21 protein-coding genes are annotated in these 25070 nt (G+C 71.9%); 15 read left to right on the top strand and 6 right to left on the bottom strand.

Annotated features, from left to right (window positions below; genetic code table 11):
• Positions 1–7 precede the first annotated feature (7 nt).
• Together KZ820_RS07725 and KZ820_RS07720 are read left to right on the top strand one after the other, a co-directional pair.
• Entirely contained in the window at positions 8–292 is a 285-nt protein-coding gene (locus KZ820_RS07725) for a type II toxin-antitoxin system Phd/YefM family antitoxin (RefSeq protein ID WP_219747952.1), read from the top strand.
• The gene (locus tag KZ820_RS07720; RefSeq protein ID WP_219747951.1) at positions 289–693 is read left to right on the top strand and encodes a type II toxin-antitoxin system VapC family toxin; all 405 of its coding nucleotides are present in this window, start codon (positions 289–291) and stop codon (positions 691–693) included. Before KZ820_RS07725 ends, KZ820_RS07720 begins: the two co-directional genes overlap by 4 nt.
• 548 nt (positions 694–1241) lie before the next feature.
• Here KZ820_RS07720 and KZ820_RS21840 read toward each other — a convergent pair.
• Both KZ820_RS21840 and KZ820_RS07710 read right to left on the bottom strand, forming a co-directional pair.
• Positions 1242–3947 (bottom strand): Y-family DNA polymerase, encoded by a 2706-nt coding sequence (locus tag KZ820_RS21840; protein ID WP_258047781.1) that lies wholly within the window; start codon positions 3945–3947, stop codon positions 1242–1244.
• Positions 3862–4611, bottom strand: coding sequence for an ImuA family protein (locus KZ820_RS07710; RefSeq protein ID WP_219747950.1), 750 nt, complete (start codon positions 4609–4611; stop codon positions 3862–3864). Before KZ820_RS07710 ends, KZ820_RS21840 begins: the two co-directional genes overlap by 86 nt.
• A gap of 434 nt (positions 4612–5045) precedes the next feature.
• On the opposite strand from KZ820_RS07710, the gene KZ820_RS07705 reads away from it, so the two are divergent.
• The 4 genes from KZ820_RS07705 (at position 5046) to KZ820_RS07690 (ending at position 9753) form a co-directional block, all read left to right on the top strand.
• Positions 5046–6323: a 3-methyl-2-oxobutanoate dehydrogenase (2-methylpropanoyl-transferring) subunit alpha gene (locus KZ820_RS07705; protein WP_258047780.1), complete on the top strand. Its 1278-nt coding sequence runs from the start codon at positions 5046–5048 to the stop codon at positions 6321–6323.
• 181 nt (positions 6324–6504) lie between these two features.
• The gene (locus KZ820_RS07700) at positions 6505–7509 is read left to right on the top strand and encodes an alpha-ketoacid dehydrogenase subunit beta (RefSeq protein WP_132908876.1); all 1005 of its coding nucleotides are present in this window, start codon (positions 6505–6507) and stop codon (positions 7507–7509) included.
• A 6-nt stretch (positions 7510–7515) separates the two neighbouring features.
• Positions 7516–8874: a dihydrolipoamide acetyltransferase family protein gene (locus KZ820_RS07695; protein ID WP_219747948.1), complete on the top strand. Its 1359-nt coding sequence runs from the start codon at positions 7516–7518 to the stop codon at positions 8872–8874.
• A gap of 27 nt (positions 8875–8901) precedes the next feature.
• Positions 8902–9753, top strand: coding sequence for a PP2C family serine/threonine-protein phosphatase (locus KZ820_RS07690; RefSeq protein ID WP_219747947.1), 852 nt, complete (start codon positions 8902–8904; stop codon positions 9751–9753).
• A gap of 147 nt (positions 9754–9900) precedes the next feature.
• On the opposite strand, the gene KZ820_RS07685 is transcribed toward KZ820_RS07690, so the two are convergent.
• The 3 genes from KZ820_RS07685 to KZ820_RS07675 all read right to left on the bottom strand — a co-directional run bounded on the left by KZ820_RS07685 (position 9901) and on the right by KZ820_RS07675 (position 11667).
• Positions 9901–10044 carry a lmo0937 family membrane protein gene (locus KZ820_RS07685; protein ID WP_219747946.1) on the bottom strand — a complete coding sequence of 48 codons (144 nt, stop codon included), beginning with the start codon at positions 10042–10044 and terminating at the stop codon, positions 9901–9903.
• A gap of 97 nt (positions 10045–10141) precedes the next feature.
• A complete protein-coding gene (locus tag KZ820_RS07680; protein ID WP_219747945.1) occupies positions 10142–10282 on the bottom strand; it encodes a lmo0937 family membrane protein in 141 nt (46 codons plus the stop codon).
• A gap of 56 nt (positions 10283–10338) precedes the next feature.
• A complete protein-coding gene (locus tag KZ820_RS07675; RefSeq protein WP_219747944.1) occupies positions 10339–11667 on the bottom strand; it encodes a PQQ-dependent sugar dehydrogenase in 1329 nt (442 codons plus the stop codon).
• Between the two features lie 100 nt (positions 11668–11767).
• Between KZ820_RS07675 and KZ820_RS07670 the strand changes: the two genes are divergently transcribed.
• From KZ820_RS07670 to KZ820_RS07635, 8 genes are all read left to right on the top strand, one after another.
• The gene (locus KZ820_RS07670) at positions 11768–14119 is read left to right on the top strand and encodes a PAS domain-containing protein (protein WP_219747943.1); all 2352 of its coding nucleotides are present in this window, start codon (positions 11768–11770) and stop codon (positions 14117–14119) included.
• Positions 14120–14174: 55 nt separating this feature from the next.
• Positions 14175–15698, top strand: coding sequence for a sensor histidine kinase (locus KZ820_RS07665; protein WP_219747942.1), 1524 nt, complete (start codon positions 14175–14177; stop codon positions 15696–15698).
• Positions 15695–16144 carry a response regulator gene (locus tag KZ820_RS07660; protein WP_183921667.1) on the top strand — a complete coding sequence of 150 codons (450 nt, stop codon included), beginning with the start codon at positions 15695–15697 and terminating at the stop codon, positions 16142–16144. Before KZ820_RS07665 ends, KZ820_RS07660 begins: the two co-directional genes overlap by 4 nt.
• 7 nt (positions 16145–16151) lie before the next feature.
• Positions 16152–17189, top strand: coding sequence for a sensor histidine kinase (locus KZ820_RS07655; protein ID WP_183921666.1), 1038 nt, complete (start codon positions 16152–16154; stop codon positions 17187–17189).
• A 138-nt stretch (positions 17190–17327) separates the two neighbouring features.
• Complete coding sequence (locus KZ820_RS07650) at positions 17328–17600, top strand: hypothetical protein (RefSeq protein WP_219747941.1); 273 nt, start codon at positions 17328–17330, stop codon at positions 17598–17600.
• Positions 17601–18245: 645 nt separating this feature from the next.
• The gene (locus tag KZ820_RS07645; protein ID WP_219748160.1) at positions 18246–19232 is read left to right on the top strand and encodes an NAD(P)H-dependent flavin oxidoreductase; all 987 of its coding nucleotides are present in this window, start codon (positions 18246–18248) and stop codon (positions 19230–19232) included.
• A gap of 49 nt (positions 19233–19281) precedes the next feature.
• Entirely contained in the window at positions 19282–20421 is a 1140-nt protein-coding gene (locus KZ820_RS07640; RefSeq protein WP_258047779.1) for a metallophosphoesterase, read from the top strand.
• Positions 20422–20592: 171 nt separating this feature from the next.
• Entirely contained in the window at positions 20593–21786 is a 1194-nt protein-coding gene (locus tag KZ820_RS07635; RefSeq protein WP_219748158.1) for a multidrug effflux MFS transporter, read from the top strand.
• A gap of 40 nt (positions 21787–21826) precedes the next feature.
• Here KZ820_RS07635 and KZ820_RS07630 read toward each other — a convergent pair whose 3' ends face one another.
• Positions 21827–23632 (bottom strand): methyl-accepting chemotaxis protein, encoded by a 1806-nt coding sequence (locus tag KZ820_RS07630; protein ID WP_219747940.1) that lies wholly within the window; start codon positions 23630–23632, stop codon positions 21827–21829.
• A gap of 153 nt (positions 23633–23785) precedes the next feature.
• Between KZ820_RS07630 and KZ820_RS07625 the strand changes: the two genes are divergently transcribed.
• Positions 23786–25027: a hypothetical protein gene (locus tag KZ820_RS07625; protein ID WP_258047778.1), complete on the top strand. Its 1242-nt coding sequence runs from the start codon at positions 23786–23788 to the stop codon at positions 25025–25027.
• Positions 25028–25070: the final 43 nt, after the last annotated feature.

The following is a 25070-nucleotide window of genomic DNA, read 5'->3' as shown; positions in this document are numbered from 1 at the left end:
GGCGCGGATGGGCAGGATCGTCGGCATCACCGAGTTCAAGGCGCGCTGCCTCGCGCTGCTCGGCGAGATGGAGCGCAGCGGCGAGCCGCTGACGATCACGCGGCGCGGTCGCCCCGCGCTGACGCTCACCGCGCGCGAGCTGCGCGCCGACCAGGCCGGGCCGTTCGGCGCGATGCGGGGCACGGTGGCGGTTCACGGCGACATCGTCGCGCCGCTCGAACCGGACGACGGCGCCCGCGACGCGGCGTGGGACTCGCTCGGCTTCCCGGCGCGCGACGACACGCCGCGGTGATCCTGCTCGACACGCATGTCGTGATCTGGGCGGTCGACGACTCGCCGCGGCTCGGCGCGCGCGCCCGCGCGTCGATCGCGGGGGACGACGACCGTCGCGTCTCGGCGATGGTGGCGTGGGAGATCGCGATGTTGGTCGATCGCGGCCGGCTGGTGCTCGGCCTGCCGCTCGCCACATGGGTCGAGCGTAGCCTCGCGAGCCTCGCGGCGCGTGACGTGCCCGTGTCGCGCGCGATCGCGCTGGAGGCGGGGCGGCTCGGCAACGGCCTCCACGGCGACCCATGCGACCGGCTGATGGTGGCGACCGCGCGCGCGCTCGACTGCGCGCTGGTCACCGCGGACGAGCAGATCCTGCGCTATGCCGCGGCGGGGCACTTCCGTGCGATCGACGCGCGGGGGTGAGGGGGTAGGGGTGACGTTGTCGGGGAGTCGTTGAGAGTCGTAGCAGTGCCAGGCGTTGCCGCCCGGTGCAGCAGTGATGGAAGCGATACGGCGACCACACCCGCTACCGTCACCCCGGCGGAAGCCGGGGCCCAGGTGGGGGACGCCGTTGAGTCTCACGAAAGCCTTCCCAACTGGGCCCCGGCCTCCGCCGGGGCGACGCGAGAGGAGGGCGGCGGCGCGTAGGTCGCCGATGTAATCGAGTCGAGGGGGCAGGGTGGGATCGTCTCCCACCATCATGCTCTTGTGCCGGCAGGAACACAGACCCGCGCGGCGCATCGTCCGCCACGCGCGAGCCCACCCGCCGGTACCTTCCGCCGTGTTCCCGCGTACGCGGGAACCCAGGGCCAAGCGGCAGGCCGTCCACCAACTGCGGGCACAGACGTCGGCGCTCGATACCCTAGGCTCCTGCGTGTGCAGGAGCACCGCGGCGAAGAGTCGGCCGCCGACGCCGTCGTACCGCGGCCTACCCCGCACCGTCGCGAGGCAACCCCTGCTCACCCGCCCACTCACCCGAACGTCCCGTGCATGTACCAGCTGAGGTCGCCGGTCGCGCCGCGCTCGCCGTCGCCGCGGCGGAACAGCCAGTAGCGCCGGCCCGCCTCGTCCTCGACCTGGTAATAGTCGCGCACCGCGTCGCGCTCGCCGCGGCGGCGCCACCACTCGCCCGCGATTCGCTCGGGCCCGTCGCCGCGCACCACCACATGCGACTCGCCGCGCCAGGTGAAGCGCTTGGGTGGCTGGTCGGGGAGCTCGGCCAGGACATGGTCGAGCGGCTCCGGGTGGCGCAGCAGCCGCGTCGGGCGCGGCCAGCGCGGGTGCCACGGGTGGTCCGCGTCGCGCGTGTCGAGCCGGCGCACGTCGTCGCGCCGCAGCGCGGGCGCGGCGCGCTCGGGCGGGTCGAGCGGGGCGGCGCCCGCCACCGAGCGTTCGGGCACGTCGCTCTCCACCGCGCGCGCGCGCCACAGCCGCGCCGCGCCGATGCGGTTGACGATCGCGTCTACGAGGGGCGCGAGGTCGGGGCGCTCGCCTTCGGCGAGATCACCGTCGAGATACTCGGGCGCGAGCGGGTCGGCACGCTGGACGTGGAGCGTCAGCGCCTCGATCCCGAAGCCGGGGTCGATCCGCTCGACGCGGCGCACCAGCAGCCGGCGCAGGTGATCGCGCGCGCGCGTCGGCCGCGCGAAGCCGACCCGCAGCGTCTGCACCGCGGCGTCGACCCGCGTCGCGGCGAGCAGCAGCTGGCGCGCGCCGCGCCCCGCGCGCGCCAGCTCGGCGGCGAGCCGGTCGACCAATTGCCCGATCCAGTGCGCGATCGGCTCGGCGGTGAGCAGCGGCTCGGCGAAGCGCTGCTCCACCGTGATCGCCACCGGCGGCACCACCGGCGCGAGCGGCTCGGGCGCGCGCCCGCTCGCCTGGTCGAGCCGCTGCGCCAGCGCGGTGCCGAAGCGGCGCGCCAGCGGCGCGCGCGGCAGCGCGGCGAGCTGGCCGACGGTGTCGACGCCGAGCCGGCGCAGCAGCTCGAGCGCGCGTTCGTCGACGCGGAGCGACGCCACCGGCAGCGGCGCGAGCGCGTCCAGCGTCGCGCCCGGCGGCAGGATGGTCACGCCGCCGCGCTCGGGCTCGGCATGGTGCGCGCAGGCCCAGGCCGCGCCGGCGGTGTCCGCGATCGCGACGCGCGCGGTGATGCCGAGCCGCGCGAGCAGCCGCACCAGCCGCCGCGCCAGCCGCGCCTCGCCGCCGTGGAGATGCGCCACGCCGGTGAGGTCGAGCAGCAGCGACTGCGAATCCTCGATCGCCACCACCGGGGTCCAGCGCCGGGCCAGCGCGACCGCGAGGCGGTGCAGCGCGCGCTGGTCGCCCTCCGGGTCGGCGTCGCGCACGACGATCTCGGGGGTGGCGGCGCGCACCTGGGTCAACGCCATGCCGGGCTCGACCCCGATCGCGCGCGCCGCTGGCGAGGCGGCGGCGATCTCGACCCGGCTGCCCACCTTCTGCACGGTGACGAGTGGCGGCGCGGTGTTGGCTGCCGGGCCGGGAGGGACGGCCGCGGCGGGGTCGCGGCAGACGCGCGCGACCGTGCCCGCGGTGGTGCGGCCGGTGTCGAAGAAGGCGGCTACCTCCTTGACCGCAGCGCCAGGGTCGTTCGAGCCGGGTCGGCGCTCCTTGGCGGCGGTCTTGTCCGGGTGCGGCCCGTCGCCGGGATAGCGGATCGCGGGCATCGCGTTCCACGCGCCGCTCAGCGCGGGGGAGACGTGGGGGACGCGGCGGTGCTCGGACACGGCGGCGGGGTCCGAGGTTGAGGCGGAGGGAGTGCCGGCTGCGGCAGCACCGTTCGCGCCGAGCCGGGGTGGCGCGGCGCGCGCGGCCTCCTGCCCCCTCCCGCCATCGCGGACGTGTTCCGGGATCCACGGTCCCGCGTGCTCAGCGGTCGAGGCGCGCGCGGAAGGCTGGATCCCGGAACACGTCCGGGATGACGGAGGAGCGGGGGGCGAGGGGCGCGCCTCCTCCCCCCGGCCTCGCGGCTCAAGCCCGCGCGCGCCCCGCTCGCGCTGGCGCGATCCCGGCCGTACGCCCTCGCCGCCGATGCGCACCGGCGCCATCGCCGCGCTCGAACCGCGGGCGTGCTCCTGCACACGCAGGAGCCCAGAGCGACGAGCGTCATCCTCGCGGCACGGGGCTCCGGCGTTCGGCGGTGCACGGTTCGGCTCGGGCATGCGGCAGGATAGCGCGGGGCTATCATCGTCACCCCGGGCTTCGTGCGTCCGCCGGTGCACGGCGGACTCGGGCCAGCCGGTGGACTTGCCTCCATCGTCCCCGGGCAGCCGCTTGAACGGGTGCTCCGCCGCCTCGCTGCGGCGGCCCATCTCGCGCATCGGCGGACGCTGGTGCGGCGCGATCGCGGCGACGCGGCGCGCGACGTCGGCGCGGGTCTCGCCCGCCCAGCACGCGCCCGCGCCGCCGGTCGCCTCATCGACGCCGCGCAGCGGGCCGGGCAGATAGCCGCCGTCGTCGCGCGCCCAGCGCGCGCCCGGGCGCCAGCCCGTGTTGCGCGGCGCGTCGCACTGCTTGCCGCCCTGTTCGGCGTCGCCCGCCGCCTTCAGCGCGGCGAGGTCGAGCGCCACGCGCTCAGGCGGCGGCGCGAGCGCCGGCTCTGCCCGCCGCAGCCGGTCGATCGACCAGTCGGGCAGGTAGAGCGATGCGACCCGTCTCATCGCATGCCTCCACGATTGTCTGAAAAGGTTCGCCGTTGCGTTGCCGCACCAGCGCGAGATCCCAGCGCGCGCGCCCCACGCCCGCCACCGGCAGCGGCGCCGAGGGGGCGGAGCCGATGCGCCACCGCGTCACCGCCGCGGAGGGGACCGCCAGCGGGTCGGCGCCCTCGCGCGCGTGGCGCTTGAGCAGCAGGGCGATGGTGCGCCCGCCCTCGGCGGCGAGCTGGAGCCGGCGCGTCGAGGCCATGGCCGCGCGGCGCGTCTCGCCGATCACCGCGCCGAGCGCGCGGTGGCGAAGGCCTTCCTCCATCAGCGCGAGCACCTCGGCATCGTCGCTCGCCTCGGCGTAGAGCACGCGATCGGGCGCGAGCCCCGACTGGTAGAGGCCGGGCGCGAACAGGTCGCGCCGCCGCACCACCCACAGCACCGGCCCCCAGGCGCGCGCGGCGACCCCGGCGAGGAAGAGCGTGGCCGAGGCGTCGTCGCCCATCGCGGAGGTGGCGGCGGCGACCTCGTGCAGCGCGTCGAGCCGCAGACCGCCGTTGGCGAGCCGCTCGTCGACCGCGGGCACGCCGAACGGCAGCACCGGGCGACGGCGATGGCCGTCACCCTCGATCGCGCTGAGCGTATCGCGCAGGGACTGGAGGACGCTCGACTCGGACACAGATAACGACTCGCTGGTGGAGCGTCGTTCTTACTTTGTTCTAGAGGGAGGAGTCGAGTCGGTCTGTTCGGACGATGCGTCTGCTTGAGCTTCAATAGCGCCGATCATCCATCGCGACCTATAGCCGCAGAGCTATCGAAGGGCGACGCAGGCGGTCGCTTCCCACCTTCGCCATCCTGAACTCGGTTTCAGGATCCACGGTGCCGCATAGCCAGCGGCCGGATGTTCGCGGACGGGTAAATCCTGAACGAGTTCAGGATGACGCCAGATGGGTGCGGCGCATCGCCTTCATCGTGCGGCCGCCTCGTCCTCACCCGTCGCGCGCCGCTATCATCATCCTCCGTCTCCATCAGGGGGCTTCCGCTTCGCTTGAAATATAATTACAAGCCGCCCCGAAGCCTCCCGGACCTAATCGGGCGGCGAGGAGAGTGACCTTGGGCGACGCCCGCAACCTGAAGCCGCTGACGCTGCACGTGCCCGAGCCGCGCTTCCGCCCCGGCGACGCGGCCGACTTCGGCGACCTGGAGGTGCCCCCCGCGGGCGCCGCGCCGCGCCCCGACACCGCCGCGCACCCGCGCGACTTCACCGACCTCGCCTACACGATGGTGCGCGTGCTCGACGAGCAGCACCAGGCAGTCGGCGCGTGGAACCCGCGGCTCAGCCCCGACACGCTGCGCCGCATGCTGCGCCACATGGCGACGGTGCGCGCCTTCGACGAGCGCATGTTCCGCGCGCAGCGTCAGGGCAAGACCAGCTTCTACATGAAGTCGCTCGGCGAGGAGGCCGTCGCTGTCGCCGCGGCGCACGCGCTCGACGCCGAGGACATGTGCTTCCCGTCCTATCGCCAGCAGGGGCTGCTGATCGCGCGCGGCTGCCCGCTGGTCGACATGATGAACCAGATCTACTCGAACACCGGCGACAAGCTGCAGGGCAAGCAGCTGCCGATCATGTATTCGGAGAAGCGCTTCGGCTTCTTCTCGATCTCGGGCAACCTCACCACGCAATATCCCCAGGCGGTGGGCTGGGCGATGGCGTCCGCCTCCAAGGGCGACACGCGCATCGCCGCGACCTGGTGCGGCGAGGGCTCCACCGCGGAGGGCGACTTCCACTCCGCGCTGACCTTCGCCACCGTCTATCGCGCGCCGGTGATCTTCAACGTCGTCAACAATCAATGGGCGATCTCGAGCTTCTCGGGCTTCGCCGGGGCGGAGGCGACCACCTTCGCGGCGCGCGCGATCGGCTATGGCATCGCGGGGCTGCGGGTGGACGGCAACGACCCGCTCGCGGTCTATGCCGCGACGCTGTGGGCGGCGGAGCGTGCGCGCACCAACGTCGGGCCGACGCTGATCGAGCATTTCACCTATCGCGCCGAGGGCCACTCCACCTCCGACGACCCGTCGCAATATCGCTCCACCGGCGAGCCGACCGCCTGGCCGCTGGGCGACCCGATCCGCCGGCTCAAGGACCATCTGGTGGCGATCGGCGAATGGGACGACGCGCGGCAGGAGGCGATGGACCGCGAAGTGGCCGAGGAAGTCCGCGCCGCGCAGAAGGCGGCGGAGGCCAACGGCATCCTCGGCCACGGCCTGGCGCAGCCGCTCGACTCGCTGTTCGACGGCGTGTTCGAGGAGATGCCCTGGCACCTGCGCGAGCAGCGCCAGATGATGATCGACGAGGAAGCGGCGAGCGGCCGGCCGTGGGCGCGGAAGTGACGAGGGTGCCTCACCGCGCCACGCCCGCCGCCGTCATCCCCGCGAAGGCGGGCATCCAGACGCGCAGGTTCTCGCAAGTGTCGCCACGTCAGAGGTTGTGGATTCCCGCCTGCGCGGGAATGACGGAGTGGGTTGGGTGAACGACACGATAGAGAACGCCGTTGAGGCCCCCTCCACCCGCATGAACATGATCCAGGCGATCAATGCGGCGATGGACGAGATGATGGCGCGCGACCCCGACGTGATCGTGATGGGGGAGGACGTCGGCTATTTCGGCGGCGTCTTCCGCGCCACCGCGGGGCTGCAGAAGAAATACGGCAAGACCCGCGTGTTCGACACGCCGATCACTGAGATCGGCATCGTCGGCGTCGCCATCGGCATGGGTGCCTATGGCCTGCGCCCGGTGCCCGAGATCCAGTTCGCCGATTACATCTATCCCGCGCTCGACCAGCTCGTCTCCGAGGCGGCGCGGCTGCGCTATCGCTCGGCCGGCGACTTCACCGCGCCGATCACGGTGCGCTCGCCCTATGGCGGCGGCATCTTCGGCGGGCAGACCCACTCGCAGTCGCCCGAGGGCATCTTCACGCACGTCTCCGGGATCAAGACGGTGATCCCCTCGACGCCCTATGACGCCAAGGGCCTGCTGATCGCCGCGATCGAGGACAATGACCCGGTGCTCTTCCTCGAGCCCAAGCGGATCTACAACGGCCCGTTCAACGGCCATTGGGACCGTCCGGCGGAGAACTGGTCGAAGCACCCCGGCGGCGAGGTGCCGACCGGATACTACACCGTGCCGCTCGGCCAGGCGAATGTGGTGCGCGCGGGCGAGGCGGTGACGATGCTCGCCTACGGCACGATGGTCCATGTCTGCGCGCAGGTGGTGGCGGACACCGGCGTCGACGCCGAGATCATCGACCTGCGCACGCTCGTCCCGCTCGATATCGAGGCGATCGAGCGCTCGGTGAAGAAGACCGGCCGCTGCATGGTGGTGCACGAGGCGACGCGCACCGGCGGCTTCGGCGCCGAGCTCGCCGCATTGGTGCAGGAGCGCTGCTTCTACCACCTCGAGGCGCCGGTCGAGCGGGTCACCGGCTTCGACACGCCGTATCCGCACAGCCTGGAATGGGCCTATTTCCCCGGACCGGTGCGGATCGGCCAGGCGCTCAAGAAGATTCTCAAGGACTAAACGCACATGGCGCGCTTCACCTTCAAGCTGCCCGACATCGGCGAGGGCATTTCCGAGGCCGAGATCGTCGCCTGGCACGTCCAGGTCGGCGACCGCGTCGAGGAGGACCAGCAGCTCGCCGACATGATGACCGACAAGGCCACGGTCGAGATGGAGAGCCCGGTCGCGGGCGTGGTGGTCGAGCGCGCGGGCGAGGTCGGCGACCAGGTCTCGATCGGCGCCCCGCTGGTGGTGATCGAGACCGAGGGGGAGGGGGTGGCCGCCGCTGACGCTGACGTGCCGCCCGCGATGAAGGAGGATACGCTCGAGGCGGAGAATCCGGGAGTGGAGGAAATCGCGATCCTCCCCGACGCGGCCGGTGGTGGAGAGGGCGCGCCGCAAGGGCCGACCTCGGCAGAAGCCACGTCAACGACCGCTGCGCCCGCGGAAGCCCCCCTCCACCCCTCGCCTGCGGCGAGCGGTCTCCATACCGGCGAGGAGTCGCGGATCCTCGCCTCACCCGCGGTTCGCGCGCGCGCGCGCGACCTCGGCGTCGACCTCGCGCAGGTCCGCGTCGCCGAGGGCGACCGCGTCCGCCACGCCGACCTCGACGCCTTCCTCCGCTACGGAGCCGGCGACGGCTATCGTGCCCCCCACGCCAGCCGCGCCCGCGACGACGAGCAGGTCCGCGTCATCGGCATGCGCCGGCGCATCGCCGAGAACATGGCGGCGGCGAAGCGCCACATCCCGCATTTCACCTATGTCGAGGAGATCGAGGTCACCGCGCTGGAGGCGCTGCGCGCGCAGCTCAACGCGCGCCGTGCCAAGCGGCCCAAGCTGACCCTGCTCCCGCTGCTGATCGTCGCGCTGTGCCGCACCTTGCCCGACTTCCCGATGCTCAACGCGCGTTACGACGACGAGGCCGGCGTGGTGACGCGCCACGGCCGCGTCCATCTCGGCATGGCGGCGCAGACCGACGCCGGCCTGACCGTGCCGGTGATCCGCGACGCGCAGGACCGCAACGTCTGGCAACTCGCCACCGAGATCGCGCGCCTCGCCGCGGCGGCGCGCGCGGGCAAATTGCGCCCCGACGAGCTCGGCAACGGCACGATCACGCTCACCTCGCTCGGTCCGCTCGGCGGCATCGCGACGACGCCGGTGATCAATCGACCCGAGGTGGCGATCATCGGCCCGAACAAGATCGTCGAGCGCCCCGTCTTCGTCGCCCCCGAGGAGGCCGGGCGCGGCGATGCCATCCGTCGGGCCAAGCTGATGAATCTGTCGATCAGCTGCGATCACCGCGTGGTTGACGGGCATGACGCGGCCAGCTTCGTGCAGGCGCTGAAGGGGCTGATCGAGGCGCCGGCGCTGCTCTTCGTCGACTGAGCCGTGCGGGGCGGCTAGGGGCCGCCCATGCACCTCGACCTGCTCCAGTCGCTCAGCCTGTGCGGCGATCTCGCCACGCCCAACGACGACCGCGCCGGCGCGAGCGCGCGCTGCGCCTGGGTGATCGACGGCGCCACCGACCTCGCCCCGCCCGGCTTGCTCGGCGATCGCGGCGGCGCGGCCTGGCTCGCGGCGACCGTCGACGCCGCCTTCGGGCTCGGCGAGGCCGCCGACCTGCGCGCCACCTGCGCGTCGGTGTATGAGACGGTGGCGGCGCGCTACGCGGCCGAGCGGCGGCGTGAGCCAGCGGGCGCGTGGGAGCTGCCGAGCGCCTCGTTCGCCGCGGTCCAACTCGTCGGCGGCTCGCTCGAGGTGGCTTGGGCGGGCGACTGCGCGATCCTGCGCGCGCGCGCCGACGGGGCGGTCGACTGGCTCACCCCCGCGCCCGATCGCGCGGCGGAGAGCGTCGAGGCGGCGGCGCTGGGTGACGCGCTCGGCGGGGTGCGAACGCCCGCGGTGATCGCGGATCGTCGCGCCGCGCGTGAGCGGCCCGGGCGGCGCGTGCTCGGCGTCGAGGCGGCAGCATCGTCGGCCTCGACCGACCACGCCAGCGTCACGGCGGCGCTGGGCGACACGCTGCTACTGATGAGCGACGGCTTCGCCACGCTGGTCGACAGCTACGACGCCTATGACGCGCCAGGGCTGATGGCGGCGGTCCGCGAGCGCGGCGTGGCGGCGCTGGCCGAGGAGCTGCGCGCGATCGAGCGAGACGATCCCGATTGCCGACGCTTCCCGCGATTCAAGCGAAGTGACGATGCCACGGCGCTATGGGTTCGGGTAGGGCCTCGTCCTCGCCTTCGAGAAGAAGCGGTCGCCTGAGCGGAGCTGTGCGTCCGATGACCGTTGTACCGGCCTTGAGCCGGGGACCCATGCTTCGCGCGGGCGACGACTGGGAGGCGCGAGGAAGGATGGATCCCGGGTTCAAGCCCGAGGTGATAAGCGACCGTTGTGGGGAATACGCCCTGCCTAGACGCGTCGACCGCTGAACAGCTGCACCAGCCCGACGATGATCGCGATCACCAGCAGGATGTGGATCAGGCCGCCAGCGACGTGCAGGCTGAAGCCGAGCAGCCAGAGCACCAGGAGAATAACGGCGATCGTCCAGAGCATCGAGGTAACCTCCTGAGTGGGAAGAGGAAAACTCCCGCCGCCCGTCCGCTGTTCCGCGCTCTGGCAACAATTCGTTACAGGCACACGCGCGCGCTGCTCAGCGTCGCCCGGTGAACAGCTGCACCAAGCCGACGATCAGCGCGATCGCCAGCAGCAGGTGGATCAACCCGTGGGTGAGATGGAAGCTGAAGCCCAGCAGCCACAGCACCACCAGGATGACGACGATCGTCCACAGCATCACTCACTCCGCACTCCGCCCGCGCTCATCATAGCGCGAGCGGAGCGGAGACGGGATCAGCGCGCGCCGGTGACTCGCCAGATCGCGTTGCCGACATCGTCGGCCACCAGCAGCGCGCCGGTGCGATCGGTGATCACGCCGACGGGCCGGCCGTGCGCGTCGCCGTCCGGGGTGACGAAGCCGGTCAGCACGTCGGCCGGCTTGGCGCCCTTCACCGGCCAGCCCGCCGCGTCGAACGGCACGAACACCACCTTGTAGCCCGACAGAGGCTTGCGGTTCCACGAACCGTGCTCGCCGACGAAGGCGCCCCGCGTGAACTGCCCGCCCAGCTTGGCGTCGCCCGCGAAGCTCAGCCCGAGCGCGGCGACGTGCGGGCCCAGCGCATAGTCGGGGCGCTTCACATATTGCTGCAGCTCCGGGTTCTTCGGCTCGACACGTGTGTCAATGTATCCGCCCCAATAATACCAGGGCCAGCCGAAGTTGTCGCCCAGCTCCACCGCGGTGAGATAGTCGGGGACGAGATCGGAGCCGAGCATGTCGCGCTCGTTCACCACGGTCCACAACCGGTTGGTGCCGGGGACCAGTGCCATGCCGTTGGGGTTGCGCAGCCCGGTGGCGAAGACGCGGAAGGTCTTCTCCTTGGGATAGACCTGAAGGATCGCGGCGCGGAACTTCTCGCGCGCGAACCCGCCCTCGGCGACGTTGGAGGCCGAGCCGACCGAGACGTACAGGGTGCGCCCGTCCTCCGCCGGGATCACGTTGCGCGCCCAGTGATTGCCGCCACCGGGCAGCTTGACCACCAACTCGGGCTTGGCGGTGACGCTGGTCGCGCCCTCGGTATAGGGCACGCGCACGAGCGAGTCGGTGTTGGCGACGTAGAGCTGGCCGTCGAACAGTGCCATGCCGGTGGGCGAGGTGAGCCCGGTCATGAACACGGTGCGGATCTCGGCGCGGCCGTCGCCGTCGGCGTCGCGTAGCAGCGTGATGCGATTGGCCGAGGCGCCGCCCGCGCCGACCTTGCCGAGCAGGTGGCGCATCACCCAGCCCTGGATGCCGCCGCCCTCGCGCGGCGGCGAGTTGGTCTCGGCCACCAGCACGTCGCCGTTGGGCAGGCGGTAGAGCCAGCGCGGATGGTCGAGCCCGGTGGCGAAGGCGGCGACGCGCAGCCCCGCCGCGGGCGTCGGCGCCTCGCCCGCCTTCCAGCCGATCGGATCGGCGGTCTTGACCGTGGGCAGCATCTGTTCGCGCGGCGGCGTGATCGTCGGCCGCGCGCCGCTCACCGCGGCGACGTCGAGCCGCGCGGCGTCGGGCCAGGCGAGATAGGCGAAGACGCCGATCGCGGCGAGGACGAGGAGGCCGAGCACGGCGAGGATGTGTCTGCGCATACCCGCAGATGTAGGGCCAAGCCGCGGCCCGCGCCACCGTCGCGTGCGTTGCCGCCGACCCCCGCACCGGTGTAGCGTCGTGCGATCGGGGAGGAGTGCGATGCACGGTGGATCGGTCAGCGCCGTCACGCTCGGGGCAGCGGCGGCGGACGCGCTCGCGGCGCGCCCGTCGCGCGCGCCCGACCATGCCACCGAGGCGGCGATCCTCTCGGCGCTCGCGAATGACCTGGCCGACCATCCCGCCGAACTCCTCCAGCGGCTGACGGATCAGATCGTCGCGCACGGGATGGCCGGCTCGGCCGGGGTCAGCCTGCGCGAGCCGCAGGGCTTCCGCTGGGACGCGCTGTCCGGCGCCTGGGCGCGCTATCGCGGCGGCGGCATGCCGCTCGACGCCAGCCCGTGCGGGGTCGCGATCGCGCGCGACGCCGCGCTGCTGTTCGAGCGGCCGGATGAGCTGTTCGCCGGACCCGCGCTCGACCCGCCGGTGCGCGAGCTGCTGCTGGTCCCGTTCCACCGCGACGGTCGTGCCGCCGGCACTCTGTGGCTGGTCGCGCACGAGGACGACCGCACCTTTGACCGGGAGGACGCGCGCTTGCTCGCCAGTCTCGCCCAGTTCGCCGCGAGCGCGCTGGTGCTGCGCCAGCGCACCGCCGAGCTGGCGCACGGGCGCGACCTGCTGCAGGCCACGATGGACGCCTCCACCGACATGATTCAGGTGTTCGAGGCGGTGCGCGACGAGAGCGGCGCGATCGTCGACTTCCGCTGGCTGCTCAACAACCACACCTCCGAGAGTAAATATGGCGAGGTGCGCGGGCAGAGCCTGCTCGAGCGCAATCCGGGCGTGGTGGAGGAAGGGATCTTCGCCACCTTCAAGCACGTGACCGAGACGGGCGAGCCGCGCCAGGACGAGCGCCACTATGTCCACGAGCAGTTCGACAGCTGGTTCCTCCAGACCGTGGTCAAGCTCGACGACGGTGTCGCCACCACCACCAAGGACATCGGCGCCTGGAAGAACGCGCAGGAGGAGCTGCTGCGGCTGCGCGATGCCGCCGCGCAGGACAAGGTGCGCCAGAGCGAGGAGCGCTTGCGCCAGTTCGGCGAGGCCTCGCACGACGTGCTGTGGATCCGCGACGCGGCGACGCTGCGCTGGGAATATCTCACCCCGGCGTTCGAGACCGTCTACGGGCTGAGCCCCGACCGCGCGATCGCGGGCGACGCGGCGCCAAGCTGGCTCGATCTCGTCCACCCCGAGGACCACGCCCTGGCCGAGGCGGCGATGGCGCGCGTGCGCGGCGGCGAGCATGTCAGCTTCGACTATCGCCTCCACCGCCCGGTCGACGGCGCGACGCGCTGGATCCGCGACACCGCCTTCCCGATCCGCGACGGCGGCACGGTGACGCTGATCGGCGGCATCGGCGAGGACATCACCGAGGCGCGCCAGGCCGCCGAGGCGGTGCGGCGCAGCGAGGAGCGGCTGCGCAGCGCGATCGAGGTCGGTCGGCTCGGGCTGTGGGACTGGGATGTCCGCACCGGCGAGGTGCACTGGTCCGACGAGCATTTCCGCATGCAGGGCTACGCGGTCGGCGAGATCCAGCCGAGCTACGAGGCTTGGCGCGATCGGCTGCACCCGGAGGATCGCCCCGGCGTCGAGGCGGCGCTCCGCGCGGCGATGGAGGGCCACAGCGAATATAGCCGCGAGTTCCGCATCGTCCGGCGCGACGGCACGGTGCGCTGGCACGACGCGCGCGGTCGCTTCTTCTACGACGCCGACGGCGCGACCCGGATGGTGGGCGCGATGGTCGACGTCACCGACCGGCGCGAGTGGGAGGAGCGCCAGGCGGTGCTGATCGCCGAGCTCCAGCATCGCACGCGCAACCTGATGGGGGTGGTGCGTTCGATCGCGGACAACATGGCGCGGACCAGCACCGACCTCGTCGACTTCCGCGCGCGCTTCACCGATCGGCTCGACGCGCTGGCGCGCGTGCAGGCGTTGCTGTCGCGGCTCAACGAGGTCGACCGGGTGACCTTCGACGACCTGCTGCGAAGCGAGCTGACCGCGATGGGCGGGATCGAGCGGGCCACGCTCGACGGACCCACCGGCGTCCGGCTGCGCTCCTCGACGGTACAGACCCTGGCGTTGGCGCTGCACGAGCTCGCCACCAACGCGGTGAAATATGGCGCGCTCGGGCAGCCCGGCGGGCAATTGACCGTGAGGTGGCGGATAGAGCCGGCCGGGCCGGGCCTGCGGCCGTGGCTCCACATCGACTGGCGCGAGCGCGGCGTGGACATGCCGGCGGCGGGTGGCGCGACGAGCGGTGGCGGGCAGGGGCGCGAGCTCATCGAGCAGGCGCTGCCCTATCAGCTCGGCGCGCACGCGGCGCTGACGCTGGAGCCCGACGGCGCGCACTGCACGATCGCCCTGCCGGTCTCGGCGAGCTCGGCCGAGGGATGAGCCGGCGCGCGTCGCGGCTGGTCTAAGCCGCGCGCGCGCGCTAACCGCCGGCGCCGTGGCCACGCCCCGATTCCTCCTGCCGCCCGAGGGCAAGATCGCACCCCGGCTCACCGCGCTGCTGGTGCCCGGGTTCCTCGCGCTGCTCGCCGCGGGCGGCGGCGCTGCCTGGGTGACGCGGCAGAACCAGGTGCACACCCGCGCCGTGGTCCATACCTACGAGGTCGAGAAGGCGGTGCTGGAAGTGCGCCGCGTGATCGAGGAGGCCGAGGCGACGCGGCGCGGGGCATTGCTCGCGCCCGCCACCGCGGCCTACCGCCAGGGTTATCACCGCGCCGCCGCCGAGCTGCCGCAGCGGCTGGTGACGCTGGCGCGACTCACTGCCGACAATCCGCGCCAGCGCGACAATCTCGCCGGGCTCCAGCTCCAGCTCGGCGCGCTGGCGCAGCGTCGCGCCGAGACGATGGCGCTGATCGAGCGCGGCGACCAACGCGCCGCCCTCGCCGCCTTCCGCGCCGACACCGAGGCGAACAGCATGCGCGCGGTGCGTTTTCTGATGAACCGCATGGCGCGCGAGGAACGTCGCCTGCTCGCCATCCGCGACCAGGAGCTGCGCGTCACCGAGCGCGCCTTCTACGCGGTGCTGGTGCTCGCCGCGGTGCTGCTCGCCGCGCTCGCGGTGGTCGCGCTGCTCACCGTGCTGGCCTATACGCGCGACCTGGCGCGCTCGCGCGATGCCACCCAGTCGCTGGCGGACAGCCTGGAGGAGATGGTGGCCGAGCGCACCGAGGATCTCACCCGCGCCAACGAGGAGATCCAGCGCTTCGCCTATATCGTCAGCCACGACCTGCGCTCGCCGCTGGTCAACGTGATGGGCTTCACCGCCGAGCTGGAAGCGGCAACGGGCCAGCTCGGCGCGCTGGTCGATTCGGTCGAGGCCGAGGCGCCGCAGCTGCTCAGCGAGGAGGCGCGGCTGTCCGCGCGCGAGGACCTGCCCGAGGCGATCGGCTTCATCCGCGCCTCGACGCAGAAGATGGACCGGCTGATCAACGCCATCCTCCAGCTCTCGCGGCAGGGCCGGCGCCAGCTCGCGCCCGAGCGGATCGACGTCGGCCAGCTGATCGGGCAGATCCGCGACACGCTCGCCCACCGGCTCGCCGACGCCGACGCCACGCTGGAGGTGACGGGGATGCTGCCCGAGGTGATCAGCGACCGCTTCTCGCTCGACCAGGTGTTCTCCAACCTTATCGAGAATGCGGTCAAATACCTGCGCCCCGGCGTGCCCGGACGGATCACGGTGAGCGGGCGGCGCGAGCCGCAGCGCGTGATCTATGCCGTCGTCGACAACGGCCGCGGTATCGACCCGCGCGACCACGCGCGCGTGTTCGACCTCTTCCGCCGCTCGGGCGCGCAGGACAAGCCGGGCGAAGGGATCGGGCTCGCCACGGTGCGCGCGCTGGTGTTTCGACTGGGCGGCACGATCAGCGTCGACTCCAACCTGGGACAGGGCGCGACCTTCACGCTATCACTACCACTGACGCTGGAATCGCAACGTCCTGAAGGACAGGGAAAAAACGAATGAACGCGCATCAGTCGGTCGGCATCGTCATGATCGAGGACGACGAGGGCCACGCGCGCCTCATCGAGAAGAACATCCGACGCGCCGGCATCCTCAACGAGATCCGTCACTTCACCGACGGGACGAGCGCGCTCGATTACATCTTCAACGATCCGGTCGGCCCCGCGCTCAGCGGCCCGGCGCTGATCCTGCTCGACCTCAACCTGCCCGACATGAGCGGCACCGACATCCTGACGCGAATCAAGAACAGCGACGGTCCGGTCAAGCGCACCCCCGTGGTGGTGCTGACCACCACCGACGATTCGCGCGAGATCCAGCGCTGCTACGATCTCGGCGCCAACGTCTACATCACCAAGCCGGTGAACTACGAGAGCTTCGCCCAGGCGATCCGCCAGCTCGGGCTGTTCCTGTCGGTGATCCAGGTGCCCGACCTCGACGGGGCGAACTGAGCGACCCGTGACCATCGCCGCCGGCACCCGCATCCTCTACATCGACGACGATGCCGGCATCCGCCGGCTGGTGAGCCGCGCGCTGGAGCGGCGCGGCTATCAGGTCGCCACCGCCGACGGCGGCGAGGCGGGCGTGGCGGCGGCCGCGGCCGAGCATTTCGACCTCGTCGCGGTGGATCATTACATGCCGGGGATCGACGGGCTGGAGACGCTCGAGCGGCTCCACGCGCTGCCCACGCCCCCGGCGGTGGTCTATGTCAGCGGGTCGGAGGAGACGCGGGTCGCGGTGGCGGCATTGCGCGCGGGCGCCGCCGATTATGTGGTGAAGACGCCGGGCGACGACTTCTTCGACCTGCTCGACGCCACCTTCCGCCAGGTGCTCGCACGCACCGAGGTCGAGGCGCTCAAGACCCGCGCCGAGGCCGAACTGCGCGCCAGCAACGCGCGGCTGGAGGCGCTGCTGGCGGAGGTGAACCACCGCGTCGCCAACTCGCTCCAGCTCGTCTCCGCGATGGTGCGGATGCAGTCGAGCGCGCTGGAGGATCCGGGCGCACGCGCCGCCCTGGAGGACACGCAGCGCCGCATCAGCGCGATCGCGCAGGTCCACCGCCGGCTCTACACCGGGGACGACGTCGAGCATGTCGAGATGCGCGACTATCTCGCGCAGCTCATCGAGGAGCTGGGCGCGACCTGGTCGACCAGCGAGGCGCCGCGGCGGCTGAGCCTCGCCGCCGAGCCGCTGCGGCTGCCGACCGACCGGGCGGTGTCGCTCGGCGTGATCGTCACCGAACTGGTGAGCAACGCGTGCAAATACGCGTATCCCGGCGGCGACGGCGAGGTGCGCATCGCACTGGCGCGCGACGGCGAGCTGCGCTTCCGCCTGGTGGTGGAGGACGATGGCATTGGCATCGGCGACGACGGGCCCAAGGGCACCGGCGTGGGATCGCGGCTGATCCGCGCCATGGCGCAGAGCCTCGACGCCGCGCTCGACTATGACGCCGCGCACCCCGGCACGCGCGCGGTGCTGGCGGCGGCGATCCGGTAAAGGGCAGGCGCTGTCCAACGAGCGGGGAGGACGTTGCCCGTCCCACCCGCCGCAATTGTCAAATGACTGCAACAACAGCCTGTTCTAGGAAGCCCCACGCGCCGCGCGCAGAGGTGGCGCCGTCAGGGAGATCACCGAATGTCGCGTCTCATCAACTTGGTCGCGGGTGTCGCCGCGATGCTCGCGCTGCCCGCCGCCGCGGTCGCCGCGCCCGCCGCCAATCCGGCGTCGTCGCTCTCGGTCGCGCATTCGGCGCGCGCCGCCAGCGGCAGCGCCAACGCCAGCCGGATCGGCGCCGAGGTGCCGACCACCACGCTCATCAGCATCGGCATCCTCGCCGCGCTGACCGGCATCGTGCTGCTCGTCGCCGACAATGGCGACGACAACAACGACAATAGCGACAGCAACTGATCGAAGGTCGGTCGGCGCGGCGCCCCCCCGGGTACCGCGCCGACCCGTCTACGGCGCGGCTCAGCGCGCCAACTGCAACACCATCTCGGCCGCCACCGCGACCGTGGCCCAGCTCGCCGCGGTCAGCACCGCGAGCACCGAGTAACGCCGACGCGTCGACATCATGCCGTTCATCATCATCCCCTCCCGATGTTGTTCGAGCAGATTACGCAAACGGCCGCGCCGCTAAAAGCGAGTCGCACTGACGCATTTTTCATATTTTCCCGCTTTGGTTCAGTGCCTTCGCCGCCGGTCAGCGAAGCAGCGTGAGCGCCAGCGCGATCGACCCGGCGAGCACCGCCCAGCTCGCCGCGACCAGCACGATCAGCAGCGCCGCGCGCCGTCGCCGCGGCCATCTCTCGTCCGGCATCGTCATTCCCTCGCTCGCCCGCCCACTGCCCCTTCTCGTAGCGGGAGCGCGCCGATCGGCGCGGTGAAGACCCGGGAAAATCGGGGGAACACCTCCCGGCTTCGCCCCATCGCGGCGCGAGTGATTGCCGTCGCCGCGCGCTGTGATTAGGGCAGGGCATGACCGACACGCTCGCTCCCGCCACCGACGCTCCCGCCACCGACGCCGCGAGCGGCGCCGCGCGCCTCGCCCGCCGCATGGCGCGCGGCGCCGCTTTCCTCGGCAGCGAGGTGGCGATCATGGCGGGGGCGATGTCCTGGGTGAGCGAGCGCCATCTCGTCGCGGCGATGTCCAACGCCGGTGGCTTCGGCGTGATCGCCTGCGGCGCGATGACGCCCGAGCTGCTCGACGCCGAGATCGCCGGCACCAAGTCGTTCACCGACAGGCCGTTCGGCGTCAATCTGATCACGATGCACCCGGCGCTCGAGGAGCTGATCGCGGTGTGCGGGCGCCACGGCGTCGGCCATGTCGTGCTCGCGGGCGGGCTGCCGCCCAAGGGCTCGCTCGAGGCGATCAAGGCGGGCGGCGCCAAGGTGATCTGCTTCGCGCCGACGCTGGCGCTGGCCAAGAAGCTGATCCGCTCGGGCGTCGACGCGCTGGTGATCGAGGGGATGGAGGCGGGCGGCCATATCGGGCCGGTCTCGACCAGCGTGCTGGCGCAGGAGATGCTGCCCGAGATCGCGAGCCAGGTGCCGGTGTTCGTCGCGGGCGGGATCGGGCGCGGCGAGGCGATCGCGGGCTATCTCGACATGGGCGCGGCCGGGGTCCAGCTCGGCACGCGCTTCGTCTGCGCCACCGAGTCGATCGCGCATCCGAGATTCAAGCAGGCGTTCATCCGCGCCAGCGCACGCGACGCGATCGCCAGCGTCCAGATCGATCCGCGCCTGCCGGTGATCCCGGTCCGCGCGCTCAAGAACGCGGGTGGCGAGCTGTTCACCGCCAAGCAGCGCGAGGTCGCCTCGTCGCTCGACGAGGGGCGCGTGGCGATGGCCGAGGCACAGCTCCAGATCGAACATTATTGGGCGGGCGCGCTGCGCCGTGCGGTGATCGACGGCGACGTCGAGCACGGCAGCGTGATGGCGGGCCAGTCGGTCGGCATGGTCACCAAGGAAGAGCCGATCGCCGACATCATCGCCGCGCTGATGGCCGAGGCGGCGCACGCGCTGGAGCGCCGCGCCGGCTGAGGCGCGCGAAGCGTCCGTCGCCTGATGCAACGTCGGCGCGCGTCGCTGGTTGGGGCGGGCGAGGAGACCCACGATCTTCCATCTGATCTTCGCGACGCCCTGCCTCTACGTCGTCGTTCGCACGCTCTGGCCGCTGGCGCTGCCGCTCTGGGCCAAGGGCGGCATCGCAGTGCTGCTGCTCGCCGCGTCGCAGTTTCATTACTGGAGCAAGCTGTCGTCGGGCTCGGTGTTCGCGCCCGAGTTCCCGCGCGCGATGGTGGTGCTGTTCAACTGGGCGTTCGGTGCCATCGTGCTGCTGTTCGCGCTTCAGCTGCTGCTCGATCTCGGCCTGCTGGTGGCGCAGCTGGTCCGCCGCGGCGCGACGCTGCCCGACGGGGCGCGCTACGCCGCCGCGGCGATGGCGGCGGTGCTCGCCGCGGTCGGTGTCGCCAACGCGCTGCGCCAGCCGCCGCTGCGTGATATCACGGTGGAGGTCGCCGGACTGCCGCCGCGCTTCGACGGCTACCGGCTGCTTCAGCTCAGCGACCTGCATCTCAGCAAGCTGTTCCCGGCGCGCTGGGCCGAGGCGATGGTGGCGCGCGCCAACGCCGCGGGCGCCGACCTGATCGTCGTCACCGGCGACTTCATCGACGGCTCGGTCGCGATGCGCCGCGACGACGTGACACCGCTCGCCGGGCTGCGCGCCCCCGACGGGATCTGGGCGGTGCCGGGTAACCACGAGTATTTCTTCGATTACGACGCCTGGATGCGGCACCTGGCCGGTCTTGGCGTAGGGCTGCTGCCGAACGCGCACGCCGTGCTGGAGCGCGGCGGCGAGCGGCTGGTGCTCGCCGGCGTGACCGACGCCTCCGCGGCGGGGACCGGCCACCCCGCGCCCGACCTCGCCGCCGCGCTGGCGGGCGCGCCGGCGGGCGTGCCGGTGGTGCTGCTCGACCACCAGCCGCGCAACGCCCGCGCGGCGGCGGCGCGCGGCGTGGCGCTCCAGCTCTCGGGGCACACGCACGGCGGCATGATCGTCGGGCTCGACCGGCTGGTGGCGCGCGGCAATGACGGCTTCGTGTCGCGCCGCTACCAGGTCGGCACGATGACGCTCTACGTCAGCAACGGCACTGCGCTGTGGCCCGGCTTCGCGCTGCGGCTGGGACGCCCGTCCGAGATGACGCGGATCACGCTGCGGCGCGCGGGTTAGGAGGACCGCGTTCGTTTCCCGGCGTGCGCCGCGGCACGGGTCGACCGCCCGGATCAGGTGCTAACCGTTGAAATGTAGCCTCGTCAGCCGCTTGTGCACTGCGGCGCGGAGGACGATAGGGCAGGCATGACGTCCCTTTCCGCCCCGCACCCGCACCCCGCGCCGCGGGGCATGCACCCGCGCGAGTTCGTCGCCTTCATCGCGGCGCTGATGGGGGTGAACGCGCTCGGCGTCGATCTCATGCTGCCCGCACTCGCCGACATCGGCCACGACCTGGCGGTGAGCGCGGCCAACCACCGCCAGTGGATCGTCACCGTCTACATGATGGGCTTCGGCCTGGGACAGCTGCTCTACGGCCCGCTCGCCGACCGCTACGGCCGCCGCCCGGTGCTGATTGTGACGCTGGCGGGCTTCGTCGGCGCCAGCGTCTTCGCGGCGAGCGCCGCCACCTTCCCCGCACTGCTCGGCGCGCGCCTGCTGCAGGGGCTGATGTCGGCCTCGACCCGCGTGCTGGCGGTGGCGATCGTGCGTGACACCGCCTCCGGGCGGCAGATGGCGCGCACCATGTCGATCGCGCAGATGATCTTCTTCATCGTGCCGATCATGGCGCCGACGCTGGGGCAGGGGCTGCTCGCCTTCGGGCCGTGGCGCTTCATCTTCTACGCGCTCGGCGGGTTCGCCGCCTTCGTGCTGAGCTGGACGCTGCTGCGCGTGCCCGAGACGCTGGCGGCCGAGCGGCGCGTCACCATCTCGCTCGCCAACCTGCGCGCCAACTATCGCCAGACACTGACCAACCGCTATTCCGCCGGCTATGCCGTGGCGGCCTCGCTGACGTTCGGCGGGATCATCGCCTTCGTCTCGTCGGCGCAGCAGATCTTCGTCGACGAGTTCGGCGCGGGCGACCGCTTCACCCTGCTGTTCGCGCTGTGCGCGGGCGCGATGGGGTGCGCTTCGTTCGCCAACAGCCGGCTGGTCGAGCGGCTCGGCACGCGACTGATCTCGCAGGCGGCGGTGCTGGCGCTGATCGCGCTGTCGGTGCTGCACCTGCTGGTGATCACCGCGGGATGGGAGACACTGGTGAGCTACATCGTCTTCCAGGCGCTGAGCATGACCTGCATCGGCCTGTGCGGCTCGAACTTCGGCGCCATGGCGATGGAGCCGGTCGGGCATATCGCGGGCACCGCCTCCTCGGTGCAGGGCTTCATCACCAGCATAGGTGCGGTGCTGGTGGGCAGCGCGATCGGCCAGTCCTACGCGGGGACGACGCTGCCGCTGGCGCTGGGATATCTCGCGATCGGGGTCGCGGTCCTGGCGCTGGTGTGGGTGATCGAGGGCGGCCAGCTCTTCCGCGCCCGAATGGGGTGAGGGGCAAGATCCTCCCCGCGATGCGGGGAGGATCTGGTACCTAGAACCCCGACCAGTCGTCGCTCACCGCCGTCGCGCGCGCGCCGGCGAGGCGGCGGACCCCGGCAGCGGCGCGCTGCTGCAACTGGTGGACCGGGCTCGCCGGGCGCGGGGTAGCGCCGACGCGGAAGCGCGCCACCTGCTGCGCCAGTGAGTCGGCCTCCACCGCCAGGCTGCGTGCCGCGGCGGTGGCCTCCTCCACCATCGCGGCGTTCTGCTGGGTGACATTGTCCATCTCGGCCACGGCCGTGTTGACCTGCTGGAGGCCGGTTGCCTGCTGCTCGGCGGCGGTGGCGATGGTGCGCACCAGCCCGCTGAGCTCGCCGACGCGCGCGCTGATCCGCGCCAGCGCGTCGCCCGCGGCGTTGACGAGCGTGACCCCGGCGTCGACCTGACCGGTCGCGGCGGTGATCTTGCCCTTCACGTCGCGCGCCGCCTCGGCGGAGCGTTGCGCCAGCGCGCGGACCTCGGAGGCGACCACCGCGAAGCCCTTGCCCGCGTCGCCCGCGCGCGCCGCCTCGACCCCGGCGTTGAGCGCGAGCAGGTTGGTCTGGAAGGCGATGGCGTCGATCACGCCGATGATCTCGCCGATCTCGCTCGAGGCGCGCTCGATCCCGCCCATCGCGGCGACCGCGCGTTCGACCACCTCGGCCGACTGCTCGGCCTCGACCCGCGCCGCCTCGACCGTCTGGTTGGCCTGCGCCGCGCTCGCCGCCGTCTCCTTCACGGTGGAGGTGATCTCCTCCATCGCCGCGGCGGTCTCCTCCAGGCTGGCGGCCTGCTGCTCCGTGCGCTGCGAGAGATCGTCGGAGGCGGCACGGATGTCGGCGGCGCCGTCGTTGATGCCGTTGGTGGCGCTGGTCACCGCGCCCATCACCTGCGCCATCGCGTCCATCGCGGCGTTGAAGTCCTGCTCCAGCTTGGCATAGGCCGGCGGAAAGTCGCTGAAGCGTGCGGCGAGATCGGCGTCGGCGAGCCGCGCGAGGCCATCGCCCACCTCGGCGAACACCGCCTGGCGCTCCTGCTCGTCGCGCGCCTTCTCCACCGCGGCGTCGCGGAACACCGCCACCGCGCGCGCCATCGTGCCGATCTCGTCGCGGCGATCGGCGCTGGGCAGCGCCACCTGGTGGCGCCCCGCGGCCAGCTCCTCCATCACCGAGGCGATCGCCACCACCGGCCGCGCGATCGAGCGTGACAGCAGCATGCCCATCGCGCCCGCCAGCGCCACCGCGATCGCGCCGCCGAGCGCGAGCGCCAGCGTCACCATCGTCTCGGCGTGGCGCTGCGCGGCGTCCTGCTGATCGACCCAGGCCTGCTGCGCCGCCTGTATCTCCTTGATCGAGTCGCGCATCGCGCCGAGTTGCTTGGAGCCGGCGAGCTCGCGCGCCTGCTCGCGCGTCGCCGGGTCGGCGAAGGCGGCGAGCGTCGGCTCCACCTTGGTGCGCTGCCACGTCTCCACCGCGGCGAGGAAGCGGCGCACGCGCTCGCCCTGATCGGGCCGCGCGGCGTGGCGATTGAACTCGGCCGCGGCGGCGGTGATCGCGGCGGCATTCTCCTTGTAGGTGTCGAGGAAGGCCGGCTTGCCGAGCAGCACGTAACCGCGCACCGCGCTCTGCCCCTCGACCACGCCGTTGAGCATGTCGTCGGCATGGTCGGAGGCGAGCTTCGCCTCGTCGCGCGTCACCGCTACCTGGTGGAGCGTGCGCACGTTGGCGAAGACCACGAGGCTGACGATCGAGAAGGTCGCGATCAACACCGCGAAGGCGAGCGCGAGCTTGCGCGGGATGGCGATATTACGAATGGTCACGAACCTCTCCTGGCGATCGTGACGTGGTAGCCGCGCGGAGTTAAGGGCCGACTAACTTTGCGACCAAAGACGTGTCATCATGCGTAATTTACGCCTTCGTCCAAGTGTCCGGCGTTAACTACATCGCAAGCGGGCGCGCTTACCGGGAGGGCCATGGTTCACCTGTCACCGCTGACCCGCCGCCTCGCCGCGGCCACCCTCGTCGCGCTTCCCGCGCTGTCGCTCGAAGCCGCTCCCGCGCTCGCCGACCCGATCAAACTCACCCCGACCGAGGACGTGCGGCTGCGCTACGAGCGCGTCGAGCAGGACGGTATCGCGCGCGCGGCGGACGCGGTGACGATCCGCGTGCGCAGCGGCGTGGCGGCGAGCAGCGGGCCGTGGTCGGCGCTGGTCGAGGCGCAGGGCAATCTGGCCATCGTCGACCATTATGACGACAGCGTCGGCCATGGTGCTGGCTATCCCGTCGTCGGCGATCCGGAGAATATCGCGCTGTACCGGGCGCAGCTGCAATATAAGTCGGCACCGTTCACGCTCATCGGCGGGCGCCAGAAGATCGGGCTGGAGGACGAGCGCTTCGTCGGCGCCGCGGCGATCCGGCAGAATTCGCGCTCGTTCGACGCGGTACGCGGCCAGCTCAGCCTGACCAAGCACCTGCGCGCCGACCTCACCTATGCGTGGAGCGTACGGACGCCGAGCGGGATCAACGGCCGCGGCGCCAAGCCGACCGCGATCGGCGGCGACAACGTCTTCGCGCTGCTGGCGCAGGACACGCCGCTCGGCACGCTGACCGGCTTCGCCTATCTGATCGACCAGGACGAGGCCGCGGTGCAGGGCTATCGCCTGTCCAGCCAGAGCTACGGCGCGCGGCTGGTCGGATCGCGCGCGGTCGCGCCCAAGGTGAAGGCGTCGTGGCAGCTGAGCTATGCCACCCAGTCGGACTATCATCGCAACCCCAACGATTATCGCGCCGATTATTACCTCGTCGACGGCGCGCTGGACGTGCACGCGCTGCACGTCGGCGCGGGCTATGAGGTGCTCGGCGCGGGCAACGGCACCGCGCTCACCTCGTTCCAGACGCCGCTGGCCTCGATCTTCAAGTTCCAGGGCTGGGCGGACAAGCTCACCACCACCCCGCCCGACGGCGTGCGCGACCTGTACGGCAGCCTGGGATGGGGCTGGCCCAAGCTGGGCGCGTTCAAGGCGGTGGGCGTGCAGGCGGTGTACCACCGCTTCGACGCCGAGCGAGTCGACCGCCGCTACGGCGACGAGGTCGACCTGCTCGCCTCGGCCAAGCTGGCGCGTTACGGCATCTCGGCGCGCTACGCCACGTACCGCGCGGACGGCTTCGCCACCGACACGCAGAAACTGTGGCTGGAGCTGACCTGGGCCTTGTGAGGCGGCAAGGGCGCGCGCGTCAGCCGCGCGTGCCCGGCTTGTT

Source organism: Sphingomonas citri (assembly GCF_019429485.1).
GTDB lineage: Bacteria > Pseudomonadota > Alphaproteobacteria > Sphingomonadales > Sphingomonadaceae > Sphingomonas > Sphingomonas citri.
The sequence above is the reverse complement of the archived record's forward strand: the minus strand, read 5'-3'. Positions and strand labels throughout refer to the sequence as shown.